Source organism: Sulfitobacter sp. HGT1 (genome assembly GCF_013282155.1).
In the GTDB taxonomy this organism is placed as follows: Bacteria; Pseudomonadota; Alphaproteobacteria; order Rhodobacterales; family Rhodobacteraceae; genus Sulfitobacter.
This window is the reverse complement of the sequence record NZ_BLWI01000012.1, coordinates 139042-153895: the sequence shown is the minus strand read 5'-3', so window position 1 is coordinate 153895 and position 14854 is coordinate 139042. Positions and strand designations below refer to the sequence as shown.

General features: G+C 58.5%; 17 protein-coding genes and 1 pseudogene. 15 read left to right on the top strand and 3 right to left on the bottom strand.

Translation table 11 applies throughout. From position 1 onward, the window contains the following. Positions 1-49: 49 nt before the first annotated feature. Entirely contained in the window at positions 50-1168 is a 1119-nt protein-coding gene (locus HGT1_RS14125; protein WP_176250604.1) for a Do family serine endopeptidase, read from the bottom strand. Positions 1169-1325: 157 nt separating this feature from the next. Between HGT1_RS14125 and HGT1_RS14120 the strand changes: the two genes are divergently transcribed. The 5 genes and pseudogenes from HGT1_RS14120 (at position 1326) to HGT1_RS14100 (ending at position 4768) form a co-directional block, all read left to right on the top strand. Then, entirely contained in the window at positions 1326-1997 is a 672-nt protein-coding gene (locus HGT1_RS14120; RefSeq protein ID WP_176250603.1) for a response regulator transcription factor, read from the top strand. Beyond that, positions 1994-3361, top strand: a complete 1368-nt coding sequence (locus HGT1_RS14115; RefSeq protein ID WP_176250602.1) for a HAMP domain-containing sensor histidine kinase — start codon at positions 1994-1996, stop codon at positions 3359-3361. Before HGT1_RS14120 ends, HGT1_RS14115 begins: the two co-directional genes overlap by 4 nt. A 30-nt stretch (positions 3362-3391) precedes the next feature. Next, positions 3392-3603: pseudogene (locus tag HGT1_RS14110) on the top strand (cytochrome ubiquinol oxidase subunit I); the annotation flags it as partial. 22 nt (positions 3604-3625) lie between these two features. Continuing rightward, positions 3626-3688: a hypothetical protein gene (locus HGT1_RS18470; protein WP_375708111.1), complete on the top strand. Its 63-nt coding sequence runs from the start codon at positions 3626-3628 to the stop codon at positions 3686-3688. A gap of 114 nt (positions 3689-3802) precedes the next feature. Then, positions 3803-4768, top strand: a complete 966-nt coding sequence (locus HGT1_RS14100) for an NADPH:quinone oxidoreductase family protein (RefSeq protein WP_176250601.1) — start codon at positions 3803-3805, stop codon at positions 4766-4768. Here the strand turns inward: HGT1_RS14100 and HGT1_RS14095 are convergent. After that, positions 4765-5745: a DMT family transporter gene (locus tag HGT1_RS14095; protein ID WP_176250600.1), complete on the bottom strand. Its 981-nt coding sequence runs from the start codon at positions 5743-5745 to the stop codon at positions 4765-4767. The genes HGT1_RS14100 and HGT1_RS14095 overlap by 4 nt on opposite strands. A gap of 111 nt (positions 5746-5856) precedes the next feature. On the opposite strand from HGT1_RS14095, the gene HGT1_RS14090 reads away from it, so the two are divergent. The 10 genes from HGT1_RS14090 (at position 5857) to HGT1_RS14045 (ending at position 14524) form a co-directional block, all read left to right on the top strand. After that, entirely contained in the window at positions 5857-6381 is a 525-nt protein-coding gene (locus tag HGT1_RS14090) for a CoxG family protein (RefSeq protein ID WP_176250599.1), read from the top strand. A 64-nt stretch (positions 6382-6445) separates the two neighbouring features. Continuing rightward, the gene (locus HGT1_RS14085) at positions 6446-7375 is read left to right on the top strand and encodes an ABC transporter ATP-binding protein (protein ID WP_176250598.1); all 930 of its coding nucleotides are present in this window, start codon (positions 6446-6448) and stop codon (positions 7373-7375) included. Next, a complete protein-coding gene (locus HGT1_RS14080; RefSeq protein ID WP_176250597.1) occupies positions 7372-8133 on the top strand; it encodes an ABC transporter permease in 762 nt (253 codons plus the stop codon). Before HGT1_RS14085 ends, HGT1_RS14080 begins: the two co-directional genes overlap by 4 nt. 52 nt (positions 8134-8185) lie before the next feature. Then, a complete protein-coding gene (locus tag HGT1_RS14075) occupies positions 8186-8983 on the top strand; it encodes a S49 family peptidase (RefSeq protein WP_176250825.1) in 798 nt (265 codons plus the stop codon). A gap of 172 nt (positions 8984-9155) precedes the next feature. Then, the gene (locus HGT1_RS14070) at positions 9156-10109 is read left to right on the top strand and encodes a calcium/sodium antiporter (protein ID WP_176250596.1); all 954 of its coding nucleotides are present in this window, start codon (positions 9156-9158) and stop codon (positions 10107-10109) included. A gap of 13 nt (positions 10110-10122) precedes the next feature. Then, positions 10123-10902, top strand: coding sequence for an SDR family oxidoreductase (locus tag HGT1_RS14065; protein WP_176250595.1), 780 nt, complete (start codon positions 10123-10125; stop codon positions 10900-10902). Positions 10903-11188: 286 nt separating this feature from the next. Then, positions 11189-13054, top strand: a complete 1866-nt coding sequence (uvrC, locus tag HGT1_RS14060; protein ID WP_176250594.1) for an excinuclease ABC subunit UvrC — start codon at positions 11189-11191, stop codon at positions 13052-13054. A gap of 120 nt (positions 13055-13174) precedes the next feature. Then, positions 13175-13834 (top strand): CDP-diacylglycerol--glycerol-3-phosphate 3-phosphatidyltransferase, encoded by a 660-nt coding sequence (gene pgsA / locus HGT1_RS14055; RefSeq protein WP_176250593.1) that lies wholly within the window; start codon positions 13175-13177, stop codon positions 13832-13834. Next, on the top strand, positions 13834-14079 hold the full coding sequence (gene moaD, locus HGT1_RS14050; protein WP_176250592.1) for a molybdopterin converting factor subunit 1: 246 nt from the start codon (positions 13834-13836) through the stop codon (positions 14077-14079). Before pgsA ends, moaD begins: the two co-directional genes overlap by 1 nt. Position 14080: 1 nt before the next feature. Next, entirely contained in the window at positions 14081-14524 is a 444-nt protein-coding gene (locus tag HGT1_RS14045; protein WP_176250591.1) for a molybdenum cofactor biosynthesis protein MoaE, read from the top strand. Here the strand turns inward: HGT1_RS14045 and HGT1_RS14040 are convergent, their stop codons facing one another. Beyond that, a complete protein-coding gene (locus tag HGT1_RS14040) occupies positions 14525-14851 on the bottom strand; it encodes a hypothetical protein (RefSeq protein WP_176250590.1) in 327 nt (108 codons plus the stop codon). It lies immediately after the preceding gene. Between the last annotated feature and the right edge of the window lie 3 nt (positions 14852-14854).

The following is a 14854-nucleotide window of genomic DNA, read 5'->3' as shown; positions in this document are numbered from 1 at the left end:
GGAGTGTCATTGCCAGCCCTGGACGAGGTAAGCCCGCTGGCAGATGTGCTTAGGCGTCTTTGGCCGCCAAAGTGCCGATCTTGACGGCGCGGGTTACTTCCTTGCCTTTGTGCAAGATCACCACATCCGCCGTTTGATCGGGGTCCGTGTCCGCCACGGCGCGGGTCAGATCGCGCAATTCGTCGATCGCGGTGCCGTTGAAGGACAAGATGATATCCCCCTTTTCAAGGCCGGCTTTCTTGGCCGGGCTTTCGTCGCTCACCGCTTCGATCACCGCACCTTTGGGAACGTCATAGCCCAAGACCTGTGCGACTTCTTGTGTCATCGGGCGGATTTGCACCCCGAGCCAGCCGCGTGTGATGGTGCCGTCATCGGCCAGATCGGCGACGATGTTTTGCACCAGATCGGAGGGCACGGAAAATCCGATGCCAACCGACCCGCCACCCGGCGACAGGATCGCGGTGTTCACGCCAATCACTTCGCCAGCGTTGTTGAACAGCGGCCCCCCCGAATTGCCACGGTTGATCGCCGCGTCGGTCTGGATGAAATCATCATAGGGGCCCGCGTTGATATTGCGCGATTTGGCCGACACGATGCCGGTGGTCACAGTGCCCCCCAGACCAAAGGGGTTGCCCATCGCCACGACTTCATCGCCCACGCGCATGTTTTCAGACGATCCGAATTTGACGGCAGGCAGGTCAACATCGGCTTCGATTTTCAGCAGGGCAATGTCGGTCATCGGATCGCTGCCGACGACTTTTGCCTCAAAGCTGCGCCCGTCCGACAGTTTTACGGTGACCTTGTCCGCACCTTCGACCACGTGGTTATTTGTCACGATCTGCCCGTCGGTCGAAATGATAAAGCCCGAGCCAAGACCCTGAACAGGCTGCGCCTCGGCACCTTGGCCGGGCATCATCTGTTCAAACCGCTTGCGCAATTCTTCGGGCATACCTTGGGGCATTTCCATCTGGACGGGGGATTTCGCGGTTGTGCCAGAGACTTCGATAAACACCACCGAAGGGGATATCGTTTCAACCAGATCGGCATAGCCACCCGCCGGAACGGCCAGTGCAGATGTCGGGGCAATCGCCACCAAAGAGGTCGACGCCAAGGCAGCGGCCAATACAAATGGCATCGCGCGGCGGGGGGATTTCATAATAGATGTCATGTTTGCTTCCTTGCATCATCGGTATGACACCCAAATGGCAGCCCGTTGTTACAGGGCGTTTTTGCCCCATATACAAATCTGTAAGATTGCTGTGCAGGGCTGCCAGACGCCTGATTTTAGGCTATCGCCGTGTCATGGTTCATACGGAACGGATGAAATGAAACTGCTTGTAGTAGAAGACGATGCCACCACCGGCACCTATATCGCCCGCGGCCTGCGCGAAGAGGGGCACAGTGTTGATCTGGTGACGGACGGGCGCGAAGGCCTGTTTCAGGCGACATCGGGCAGCTATGACGTGCTCATCATCGACCGGATGCTGCCAGAGGTGGACGGGCTGACGCTTGTCAAGACCTTGCGCGGCGCGGGCAATACCACGCCGGTGTTGTTTTTGACGGCGATGGGCAACGTCGATGACCGGATCAGCGGGTTAAATGCGGGCGGCGATGATTATCTGGTCAAGCCCTTTGCCTTTGGCGAATTATCTGCGCGGGTCGCGGCGCTGGCGCGTCGGCCCCAAGCGATCGAACAGGAAACCGTTCTGCGGGCTGGGGACCTTGAAATGCATCTGATCACCCGCAAGGTCACGCGGGGCGGTCAGGAAATTGATCTGCTGCCGCGCGAATTTGCCCTGCTGGAACACCTGCTGCGCCGCAAGGGCAGGGTCCAGACCCGCACCATGCTGCTTGAGGCCGTCTGGGACATCAGTTTCGATCCCATGACCAATGTGGTCGAAACCCACATCAGCCGGCTGCGGGCCAAGGTGGATAAACCCTTTGACCGCGAACTGATCCAGACCGTGCGCGGCGCGGGCTACAGGATGGATGCATGAGGGGGCGCATCCGGCAGCTTTGGCGGTCGATGCCGGTTCGGTTGGCACTGTTACTGGTGCTGCTGTTTTCCACCGTGAGCCTGATCAGTCTTCTGGCCAGCTATGCGGTGACCCGCAATTCGTTTGAAACCGCGATCCGCGCCGATCTGGAACAAGACATCGCAGGGTTTCGGGCCGCGCCCAATTCGCGGGCTGTGGCCTTGTTGGTGGATGCTGAATCGCGCGGCACCGATCCGGGCCGCGTGATCCTGAGCTATATCACCCCGAACGGGCAGATCTTTGGCAACGGGGCCATCGCGCGGGACGACGAAGGTTATCATATCGTGTCGCTCGCCAAGAGCCGGACAGAATATGACGGCGATTATCTGTCCCTGACAATCCGGCTTTATGGCGGGCAGTTGACCGTTGCACGCAGCCTTGCCCAGATCGAGGCCTTGCGGGTCGTGTTCTTTAACATCCTGTTGCTGAGCCTGTTGCCGACGATCCTGATCGCCTTGTCGGGTGGGCTGTATCTGGCGCGGCGCAGCAAACGCCACGTCGAGGTGATTGGCGGCACATTGGATGATCTGACCAACGGCGATCTGACTGCACGGGTGACCATGGGGCCCCGCTGGGCGGATGATCTGGTGCGGATTGGCGACAAGGTAAACCAGATGGCCGGTGCCCAAGAGGCACAGACCCAGATGTTGCGGCAGGTGTCGTCGGATATTGCCCACGATCTGAAAACGCCGATCCAGCGGGTTGCCGTGTATCTGGATGATATGGCCCGCACCGTTCCCTCTGCATCGGACGAAGGCGCGTTGCTGGGCAAAGCACAGGACGAGGTCGCGGGGATTGCATCGGTGTTTCAATCGTTGTTGCAGATTGCATCGGTCGAATCCGGTTCACCCAAGGCGCATTTCAAACCCGTCAATCTGAACCAGCTTTGCGAGACGATGACCGAGGTCTATGAACCCGCCGCCGCCGCCAAGGGGCAGTCGCTTGTCTGTGCGGTGCCTGATAAGATGGTACAGGTGGTGGGCGACAAGAACCTTCTTGGGCAAGTGCTGGCAAATCTGGTTGAAAACGCCATGCGCCATACCCCCGAAGGCAGCAAGATTACCGTAACGCTTGCGCAAAACGCGGGCCGCGCGATTCTGGAAATCGCCGATAACGGCCCCGGCATCCCGGCAGCAGAGCGCGAAAAGGTGGTGCGCCGGCTTTACCGTCTGGACCGCAGCAGAAATACCCCCGGCAATGGCCTAGGGCTTAGTCTGGTGGAAGGGGTGGTGAAACTGCACGGCGGTCATCTGTCATTGCTCGACAACGCGCCGGGGCTCAGGGTCAGGATCGAATTCCAAACAGATAGATCTGAGGCAATTTGATGCTGTGACACGACCCATATTTCGCTGCGGGGCCAGTTTATCCGGCTGGATTGGTGGAAGATCGTCTTTACCTCGTCCTTCGCCACCCGTTTGCTGCACATGGTGCTTGCGGCCTATCTGACCACAGGGCTTGTGGTGGGGGCCGTGGGGGCATCAACATCCTTGAACACCAGCCCGCAAAAGTCACGGCAATGGAAAGCCACTTTGACAGCCCCCCGCTGATCCTGTTCGGCATCCCGAACCGGGTGGCTCTTTGCGATCTGTGTGCTGAGCGTTCTGGCGCTTGGCATTGCCGCCTATGCGATCCGGCCGGAGATTGTGCCGTAACGCAAGGTAACGGCGCTGAACCGAAATGGGCCAGATGTGGGGGTTGCAAAACCGCAAAACCTCTGGCCCTTTTGCGGTCAAACCTGTCGTTCGACCCAGCCAAGGAATACCCCCATGCGCGCCATGCAAGTCACCGCCTATGACCAGCCGCTTCAATTGCAAGAACTGGAGATACCGGTGCCCGGCCCCGGCGAGGTCTTGGTCAAGGTTGAAACCTGCGGTCTGAACTTTGGGGATCTGTTGCTGATCAAGGGGACCTATCAGGAAAAGCCGGCTTTGCCCTTTACCCTCGGGATGGAACTGGCGGGTACTGTGACTGCCTTGGGCGCGGGCGTCGATGGGTTGGAAACCGGGCAGCGCATCGCGGCGTACAGCGGGTTTCACGGGCTGGCGGACTATGCCGTGGTGCCTGCCGATATCTGCGTTGCCATTCCAGACGAGATGAACGCGGTTGATGCCGCTGCCTTTCTGATTGCCTATGGCACCAGCCATGTGGCGTTGGACTATAAGGCGCGTTTGCAACCCGGCGAACGGCTGCTGGTGCTGGGCGCATCGGGTGGGGTGGGTCTGACGGCGGTCGAGCTGGGCAAGCTGATGGGAGCCGAGGTGATCGCCTGTGCCCGTGGCCAGGCCAAGCTGGATATCTGCCGCGCGGCAGGGGCCGACCACCTGATCGATTCCGAGGTCGATGATATCCGCGAGATCGTCAAAGCGCTGGGCGGGGCCGATGTGGTGTATGACCCGATTGGCGGCGACCAGTTCAAAGCTGCGATGCGTGCATGCAACCCTGAAGCGCGGTTGCTGCCGTTGGGGTTTGCATCAGGCGAGGTGCCGCAGATCCCTGCCAATATCGTGATGGTCAAGAACCTGAATGTCTTGGGGCTGTTCTGGGGCGGCTACAAAAAGTTCAAACCCAAAGTGCTGACCGACAGCTTTCGGGCGCTGATCGACTGGTATGTTGCGGGCAAGCTGAAACCCCATGTCAGTCATGTCCTGCCGCTAGAGCAGGCGAACGAGGCGTTGGAACTGCTGCGCAGCCGCAAGGCAACCGGCAAGGTCGTGGTGCGCGTTTCGGATTAACCGCCGCGCATCGGTTGGTTGCGCAGGGATGCGCGGGCCTTTTGACGCTCGCGCAGGAACACGAACAGGCCCGACCCCAGGATCAATCCGATGCCGACCCAGACCTCCCAGACCGGCAGGTCACCAAAGATCACCAGCCCCCAGAACACGGCCAGCGGCAGGCCGATATATTCAAACGGCGCGACTGTGGCCGCATCTGCGATGCGGTAGGCCTGGCTTAGGCAATAGCCGATAACGGCAGCATTCAGGCCAAGGCCCAGAAACACCCAGATGTCCCCCCTTGCTGGCCAAACCCAAGCCCGCAGCAGAAACTGCATCGATGGCGCGCTGGCGTCATTTGTAAAACGGCCATCGCCTGCGATCAGGAAAAACCCGATCGACACGATCAGGAACGTGCCTTGGATGTAAATCGCCAAGGCCGATGCCTTGCTGCGCACACCCAGCTTGCGGGTCATCAACTGGTTCAGCGCATAGGTGAGCGCCGACACGACGGGCAGCAACAGCACAAGCCGCGAGGCTTGCAGGCTTTCTACCGATGCCCAAGGGCGCTGCATGATCACCACACCGGCAAAGCCGACGGCCACAGCCCCCAAGCGCATGATGCCGACCTTTTCCCCCAGAATCGGGATCGACAGCAGCGTGATGAACAGCGGGGCGACAAAGAACAGGGCGGTCGCGTCCGCCAGGGGCAGGGCGGCCAGCGCCAGAAAAAACGTCATATTGGCGATCACCACCAGCAACCCGCGCAGCAAATGCCAATGCCACTGCGAGGTTTTTAGAATGCGCCATCCCCCTTCGAGCTGGACCAGGCCGAGGCCGAAAAGAATACCGATAAAGGCGCGCGCAAAGACGATCTCGTGCAGGGGATAGCCGCCCGACAATTGCTTGATCAGCATGTCGTTGATCGAAATCGCAAACACGCCTGCAAAGATAAAGGCGATGGCTGCGCCGGATTTGTTATGTGCATTTGCATTCATATTGCATGACCTATCAGCTATCCGCATCCTGTCCAGCGTGTTTCCACCTTGGCGCGGGCATATTACCTGCGTTAGGCTTGCAGAAATATCGCCCCTCAGGAGGACACCCCGATGCAAATGTCAGACACCCGCCAGATCGCTGCCACCCCCGAAGAGGTTTACGCAGCCCTGCTAGACCCCGACATGCTGATCAAATGTGTGCCGGGTGCCACCGAAGTCACCGGATCACCCGAAGCCGGCTATGAGGCGACGGTGGTGCAAAAGGTCGGGCCGGTGAAGGCCACATTCAAAGGGCAGGTGACCATGTCGGACATGGTGCCGGGGCAATCCATCAAGATCAGCGGCGAAGGCAAGGGCGGTGCTGCGGGCTTTGCCAAGGGCGGGGCGGATGTCAGGCTGGTGGCCAAGGATGGCGGCACCGAACTGAGCTATGACGTCGAGGCCAAGATCGGTGGAAAACTGGCGCAGCTTGGCAGCCGCATCATCGACGGCTTTGCCAAGAAAATGGCGGATCAGTTTTTCAACAACCTGCAAGAAACCCTTGAGGGGCCAGCCGATGCCGAGGCCGCGACGGGTGACGAAGCTGCCGCCGATGCGCCCAAAAAGAAGGGCTGGTTCGGGCGGGAAAAGTCCTGAACCGACCCCCTGTTAACTTGGCCTCATTCAGTCTAGTTTCCGGCAAAATAAACCGGAGGCCTTGATGCCAGATATTGTTGAAATCCAAGACCTGCGCAAAGCATATGGCGACGGGTTCGAGGCCCTCAAAGGGGTCAGTCTGAACATCAGGCAGGGCGAGATTCTGGCCCTGCTTGGCCCCAATGGCGCTGGCAAAACCACATTGATCTCAACCGTTTGCGGTATCACCACTGCGACCGGCGGGTCGGTCAAAGTGGGCGGGCATGACACGATTACCGATTACCGCGCTGCACGGTCGATGATCGGTCTGGTTCCCCAGGAAATCAACCTTGAACCGTTCGAGACCGTGATGAACACCGTCCGCTTTTCGCGCGGCCTGTTTGGCAAACCCAAAAATAACGCTGCGTTGGAAAAGATCCTCAGGCAGCTGTCGCTTTGGGATAAGAAAGACACCCAGATACGGGCCTTGTCCGGGGGGATGAAACGGCGCGTTCTGATCGCCAAGGCGCTGTCTCATGAACCGCGGGTGCTGTTTCTGGACGAGCCGACCGCCGGCGTTGACGTCGAATTGCGCCGCGACATGTGGGAGATCGTGGCAAATCTCAAGGCGGATGGGGTGACCATTATCCTGACCACCCACTACATCGAAGAGGCCGAAGCGATTGCAGACCGGATCGGTGTGATTGCCAAGGGTGAATTGCTGCTGGTCGAAGACAAAGACAAGCTGATGGCGCGCATGGGCAAGAAGCAACTTACCGTGCAACTGTCCAAGCCGATTGACGCGTTGCCCGCCAGCCTGACATCCGATGCGCTGGTTCTGTCGCCGGACGGGGACAGTCTGATCTATACCTATGACACGCGGGCCGAACGGACGGGCATCACCAAACTGCTGTCCGATGTGGCCGCTGCGGGTCTGGTCCTGACCGATATCGAGACATCGCAAAGCAGTCTGGAAGACATTTTCGTGGATCTGGTAAAGGAGGATGCAGCATGAACTGGATCGCTGTTTCATCCATCTATAAATTCGAGATGGCCCGCTTTTTCCGCACGATCACGCAAAGCTTTGTGTCGCCGGTATTGTCGACCTCGTTGTATTTCGTCGTCTTTGGCGCGGCCATCGGCAGCCGCATCCAAGAGGTCGAGGGGATCAGCTATGGCGCGTTCATCGTGCCGGGCCTGATCATGCTGAGCGTCATCACCCAGTCGATTTCGAACGCGTCCTTTGGCATCTATTTCCCCAAATTCATCGGCACGGTTTTCGAACTGCTCTCCGCGCCGGTGAACTTTATCGAGATCGTGCTGGGCTATGTCGGTGCTGCCGCGACCAAGGCGCTGTTTATCGGGGTCATCATCCTGGCCACCGCGTTCTTTTTCGTTGATATCACCATTCAGCATCCGGTCTGGATGGTGCTGTTTCTGGTGCTGACCTGTATCAGCTTTTCCCTGTTCGGCTTCATCATCGGGATTTGGGCAGGCAGTTTCGAACAGCTGCAACTGGTGCCGCTGTTGATCATCACCCCCCTCGTTTTCCTTGGCGGGTCGTTTTATTCGATCTCGATGTTGCCGCCCGTGTGGCAGGTGATTTCGCACTTTAACCCTGTGGTTTACCTGATCTCGGGGTTCCGGTGGTCGTTTTTTGGCGCTGCCGATGTGCCGATTTTGACCAGCCTTTTCGCGATTGCAGGGTTCACTGCGCTATGTTTGGCCGTGATCTGGTGGATTTTCCGGACCGGCTGGCGCATTCGGCAATAAGTATCTTGGCAACTGCCTTGTTTGAGAACGATGGGCGCTCTACATGCAAACTATGAGAAAATACATTCCTTTCCTGTCGTCGCATCCGATCGTTGCGGTTGTTCGTTTGTCTGGTGTGATCGGCGGCCGCGGCCGTGTCGGTCTTAGTGACGAAACCATCGGGCCAGTCATTGAAAAAGCGTTCCGGCGGGGCAAACCTGCTGCTGTCGCGCTCGAGATCAGCTCCCCCGGGGGGAGCCCGGTGCAGTCGTCGCTGATCGGCGCGCGGATCAGACGCTTGGCGCAGGAAAAGAACATACCCGTCATCGCCTTCGTCGAAGATGTGGCGGCCTCGGGTGGGTATTGGCTGGCAGCGGCAGCCGATGAAATCTATGCCGACCCCAATTCGGTTGTCGGGTCTATCGGGGTGATTTCATCATCCTTCGGGGTGAACGAACTGATCAACCGCTATGGCATCGAACGGCGCGTCTATACGGCGGGCCAGTCGAAATCCATGCTGGACCCTTTCCGCCCGGAAAAGGCCGAAGACGTTGCGCGGCTGAAGACATTGCTGGGCGATATTCACACCAATTTCATCGAGCACGTCAAAGACCGGCGCGGCGACAAGCTGAACACTGAAACCGATCTGTTCACGGGCGAAATCTGGCTGGCAAAGCGCGCAGCCGAATTGGGGTTGATTGACGGCATCGGCCATCTGACCCCGATGCTGAAGGAGCGGTTCGGTGACAAGGTCATCTTCGCACGTTACGGCAGCAAAAAGCCGTTTTTGTCGCGCTTCGGGGCCCAGATTTTCGGTGACGCCGTTGATGGCATCGAAGAACGCGCGGCCTATGCAAAGTTTGGCCTCTAGGCATGGTTCTTAAGGTCGTCTTGTTATTCCTTGTCGCCATGGGCGTCCTTGCGTGGTTCGGCAAGATGCATTGGCTGGGCGGCAAACGTTTCAGTCAGGCAAAGTGCAGGTCCTGCGGCCGCTATCGCATAGGCAAAGGCCCCTGTGGCTGTGGGGGGAAACGCGGATGATCATGCCATGGCTTTACAGTTTCTTGGGGCTGGTTATCCTGCTTTTGGCAGGGGATGCGCTGGTTAAGGGGGCGGTAAACCTGTCCTTGCGTCTTGGCGTGCCGGCGTTGATTGTCAGCTTGACGATTGTGGCCTTTGGCACCTCGGCCCCGGAATTGCTGATTTCGATCAAGGCGGTGCTGGATAATGCATCGGGGATTGCGCTTGGCAATGTCGTCGGGTCGAACACGGCGAATATACTGTTGGTTCTGGGGGTGCCCGCCTTGATGGCGACGATGCACACCTCTGAATGCTCCACCCGCAAGACATTCAACATGATGATCGCGGCTTCGGTGATCTTTATCCTTTTGGCATTGCGCGGTGTGTACGATCTTTGGGCCGGTGGCGTCTTGCTGGTCTGTCTGGCCTTCGTGCTATTCGATGCCTTTCGCGACACCCAAAAACACCGGCAGGAATGCAAGGGCCTTGCCCCCGACGAGATGGAAGAACCCGAAGGGGCGGACCCCGATATGCCGGGCTGGCGCATTGCGGTTTTCCTGATCCTGGGGCTGATTGGTTTGCCTTTGGGCGCAAGCCTGCTGGTCGATAATGCGTCCATCATCGCGCGGGCCTATGGCATCAGCGATACGGTGATCGGGCTGACCCTTGTTGCGATTGGTACGTCTTTGCCGGAACTGGCGACAACAGTGATGGCGGCGTTGCGCCGTCAGGCCGATGTGGCATTGGGCAACGTCATCGGGTCGAACATGTTCAACCTGCTGGGCATCATTGGCGTGGCAAGCCTGGTTGGCCCGATCGAGGTTGATCCGCAATTCATGCGCTTTGACTTCTGGGTGATGTTGGGGGCGTCTTTGCTGCTGATCCCCTTTGTCTATTTGCGTCAGGATATCACGCGGGTCTGGGGTATCGTCCTTTGCGGACTATATGCACTGTACCTGCTTGTTATTTTGATCTGAGAAAGGCCGTATCATGAAGACTGCATTGGTAACGGGGGCCGGTGCGCGGCTGGGCCGTGCGATGGCACTGTATCTTGGGGCCCGTGGCTATGATGTGGCCGTTCATTACAATACATCCTCCAAGGGTGCCGATGACGTCGTGGCCGCGCTTAACGCCGCCGGTCAGCGTGGCGTTGCCGTTCAGGCCGACCTGCTGAACGAGGACGAGACGCAAAGCCTGTTTTCCCGCGCGGCAGAGGCATTGGGCGGGCCGATCACATGCCTAATCAACAACGCATCCATCTTTGAATATGACACGATCACCACGGCCACCGCCGAAAGCTGGGACCGCCATATCGGCAGCAATCTGCGTGCGCCGTTCATCTTGACCCAAGCGATGGCAAGGCAGGGGCTCAAGCCCGTTGCCGACCATAACGGCGAATCGATGGCCGCTGGCCTTGTGGTGAATATGCTCGATCAACGGATGCGCAAACTGACCCCCGAGTTCATGACCTATACCATCGCCAAGATGGGGCTGTGGGCGATGACGCAGACCACTGCGCAGGCTTTGGCTCCGGCGATCCGTGTGAATGCGATTGGCCCCGGCCCGACCTTGCAAGGGGCCAAGCAAACCGCCGAGCATTTTGAAAAACAGCGTGCGCGGGTGATTCTGGAACGTGGCGCGAATCCCGACGATATCACGGCAGCGCTCGGCTATTTTCTGGACGCGCCATCGGTCACGGGGCAGTTGCTATGCACGGATGGCGGGCAACATCTGGGATGGAAAACGCCGGATGTGCTGGGGCTCGAGTAAACATCAACCAAAAAGTTTTGCACTTTTCCTGATAAGTTAACAAATCCGTTACAAATTACGTCATGTTTTCAGGGGTTTGTAGGAGGTTGATAAAAATATCTTTTGTATTCAGTAAGTTAAGAAATTGCCTAAAAAATGAGCATTTGGCGGAAGTCTGCTGAAAACAAGGGAAAATGAAACCTCGGAGAAAGTTATATGCAGGGTTATCCACAGGAGTCGGGGGTATGTTTGCTCTTGTTCTTGAGAGCCAACCATTGCAGCAAATCACCCAGAGAACCGCGAATCAATGACTGACACATCAGACACACCAAAGACCGGCTATGAGGTCATCCAAGGATACCTGAAGACCATCGACGGGTCGCCGGGGGTGTACCGTATGCTCGATTCCGAAAGCCGGGTTTTGTATGTCGGCAAGGCCCGTAATCTGCGCGCGCGCGTAAGCAATTATGCGCGGCCATCGGGGCATTCGGGGCGCATTGCGCGGATGATTTCCAACACAACCTCGATGATGTTCCTGACGACCAAGACCGAAACCGAGGCGCTGCTGCTTGAACAGAACCTGATCAAGCAGCTCAAGCCCAAGTTCAACGTGCTGCTGCGCGACGACAAAAGCTTTCCCAATATTCTGGTGACTGCCGATCAGGACTATCCCCAGATCAAAAAACACCGTGGCGCGAAAAAGGAAAAGGGCAACTATTATGGCCCCTTTGCCAGTGCAGGTGCGGTGAACCGGACCTTGAACCAGTTGCAGCGGGTATTCCTGCTGCGCGACTGTTCGAATGCGATGTTCGAAAGCCGGACCCGCCCGTGCCTGCAACACCAGATCAAACGCTGCTCGGCCCCTTGCGTGGGTAAAATCAGCCCGGAAGAATATCAAAGGACCGTTCAGGATGCGCAGAAGTTCCTGAACGGCAAATCAACGGACATCCAGGGCCGGTTGGCGGCCGAAATGGCCCAAGCCTCCGAGGATATGGAGTTCGAGCGCGCCGCGGCCCTGCGGGATCGGATCAAGGCGCTGACGCAGGTGCAGACGGCGCAAGGGATCAACCCGCAAGGCGTCTCGGAGGCGGATATCATTGCGCTGCACATGGCGCAGGGACAGGCCTGCGTTCAGGTGTTCTTTATCCGGGCGAACCAGAACTGGGGGAACCGCGACTATTACCCCCGCGTTGGCCCCGATGTGGACGCCGCCGAGGTTCTTGAGGCCTTTATCGGCCAGTTCTATGACACCCGCGAACCGCCGCGCCAGTTGATCCTGTCAAACGAGATCGAGAACATGGATCTGATGGCGGATGCGCTGTCGGGCAAGCTGGGGCGCAAGGTTGAACTGCTGGTGCCGCAACGGGGCGAAAAGGCCGAGCTGGTGGATGGTGCCCTGCGCAATGCGCGCGAATCCCTTGCGCGCAAGATGGCCGAAACCGCCACACAGTCGAACCTGCTGCGGGGGCTGGCCGATGCCTTTGAACTGGACGCGCCACCGCAGCGCATCGAGGTCTATGACAACTCGCATATCCAGGGGACCAATGCGGTGGGCGGCATGATTGTTGCGGGCCCTGACGGGATGATGAAAAACCAGTACCGCAAATTCAATATCCGCGGCGAAGACCTGACGCCGGGCGACGACTTTGGCATGATGAAAGAGGTGCTGACCCGGCGGTTCAAACGGCTGCTGAAAGAAGACCCCGATCGCAAGCTGGGGATGTGGCCCGAGCTGCTGCTGATTGATGGCGGGGCAGGGCAGGTCAGTGCGGTTGCGTCGATCATGCGCGAATACGGGGTCGAGGACATCCCCATGGTTGGCGTTGCCAAGGGCATCGACCGCGATGCGGGCAAGGAAGAATTCCACCGTGTCGGCAAGCGCCCGATGGCCCTGCGTCACAATGATCCGGTGCTGTATTTCATCCAGCGTTTGCGCGACGAGGCGCACCGCTTTGCCATCGGGACGCACCGGGCGAAACGCGCCAAGGCCGTGGGGGCCACGCCGCTGGACGAGGTGCCGGGCGTCGGGGCCGCGCGCAAACGGGCCTTGCTGGCGCATTTCGGATCGGCCAAGGCCGTGGGGCGCGCGAACCTGAGCGATTTGCTGGCGGTCGAGGGCGTATCACGTGCATTGGCTGAACGGATTTACGGTTTTTTTCACGAGCGCGGCTGATTGAACGCAAGGCGCTGTTTTCGGTATCGGGGGCGGACGCTCCGCGGGGAGTTTATTTTGCAAAATGAAGACGATATGTTGGTGCTTTCCCCTTGCCGGATCACGCTGTAGAGTGTCGAAATGAAGTGGAATATTCCGAATACGCTGACGCTGATCCGTCTGATTGCGGCCCCTGGTATCGCGATGCTGTTTTTGTTTCTGTCGCGGCCTTATGCCGACGGATTTGCAATGCTTTTATTCATTGCGGCGGCGGTGACGGACTGGTTTGACGGCTATCTGGCGCGGGCGTGGAAACAGGAAACCAAGCTTGGTGCGATGTTGGACCCGATTGCCGACAAGGCGATGGTTGTGATCGCCCTGATGGTGATTGTCGCGTTTTCCAGCTGGTCGCCGTGGCTTGTTTTGCCAGCCACCGTGATCTTGTTCCGCGAGGTTTTCGTATCGGGCCTGCGTGAGTATCTGGGGGATGTGTCGGGGACGCTGAAGGTCACAAACCTTGCCAAGTGGAAGACCACGGCGCAGATGGTCGCGATTGCGGTGCTGTTCAGCCAGGGCGTGTTCGAACATTATTTCGGGATATCCGTTGTGGGTGTGGATGTGGTCACGGGCGAGGTGACAGGCATCGGGCTTGAGCATGAGCTGACCGGCGTCGATATGGATCTGGAAATCTGGGCCGGTTTTGTGGGGCTTGTCTTGTTGTGGATCGCCGCCGCTTTGACCGCCATTACCGGCGCGGATTATCTGCGCAAGGCCTTGCCGCATTTGACGGAGCCGAATTGATGGACATTCTTTATTTTGCCTGGGTCCGCGAACGCATTGGCGTGCCGCGTGAACAGATCGACACAGCCGCGGCGACAGTGGCGGATTTGGTCGCAGAATTGCGCGCCCGCGAGGAACGCTATGATATCGCGTTTTCCGATCTTTCCAGTCTTCGGGTGGCGGTGGACCAAGAGCTTGTCGATTTTGATGCGCCCCTGGCCGGTGTGCGCGAGGTTGCGTTTTTTCCGCCGATGACGGGAGGCTGACATGCATATCTCGGTGCAGCAGGAGGCGTTTGATCTGGGCGCTGTGTCAGCGGATTTCGCAGGCGGGCACAAGGATATGGGCGCGATTGTCACCTTTACCGGCGTTGTGCGGGATCTGCCGGATGATCCGCTGGAGGCGATGGAGATCGAGCATTATCCCGGCATGACGGAAAAGGCGTTGCGCGGTATGGCCGAGCAGGCGATGGCGCGGTTTTCCTTGGGGGATGCGCTGGTTATTCACCGCTATGGCCGATTGGTACCGGGCGAAATGATCATGATGGTCGCGACTGCGGCCCGTCACCGCAAGGATGCGTTTCAAGCGGCAGAGTTTCTGATGGATTATCTGAAATCCCGTGCGCCGTTCTGGAAACGTGAAATCACAAAGACCGGCGCAGGGTGGGTTGAATCAAAGGATGAGGACGAGGACGCGTTGGCCCGCTGGTAATTACCCGGCCTGTTGGCGTTCGATATAGGCGCGCATTTCTTCGGCTTCGTGGCGTGCATCGCGCAACCCGTCCATCGCCGCGCGCAATTCCGCTTCGGTTTGGCTCAGCTGGTTGGTCAGCTCTGCCTCGCGTTGTTGCAGATAGGTGATCGCCTGATCTCGGGTTTCTTCGGCTTCGTGCAGTTCCTGGCTCATCCGGTCCAGCTGGGCCACATCATCGGCTGCGACGCGCGTAAAGCGGTGCAAAAGCCAATTGGCAAACCAGCCCATGCAAAAGGCGACGAACAGGATAATCGCAGTAGCGATAATAAACTCGGTTCTGCTCATGTG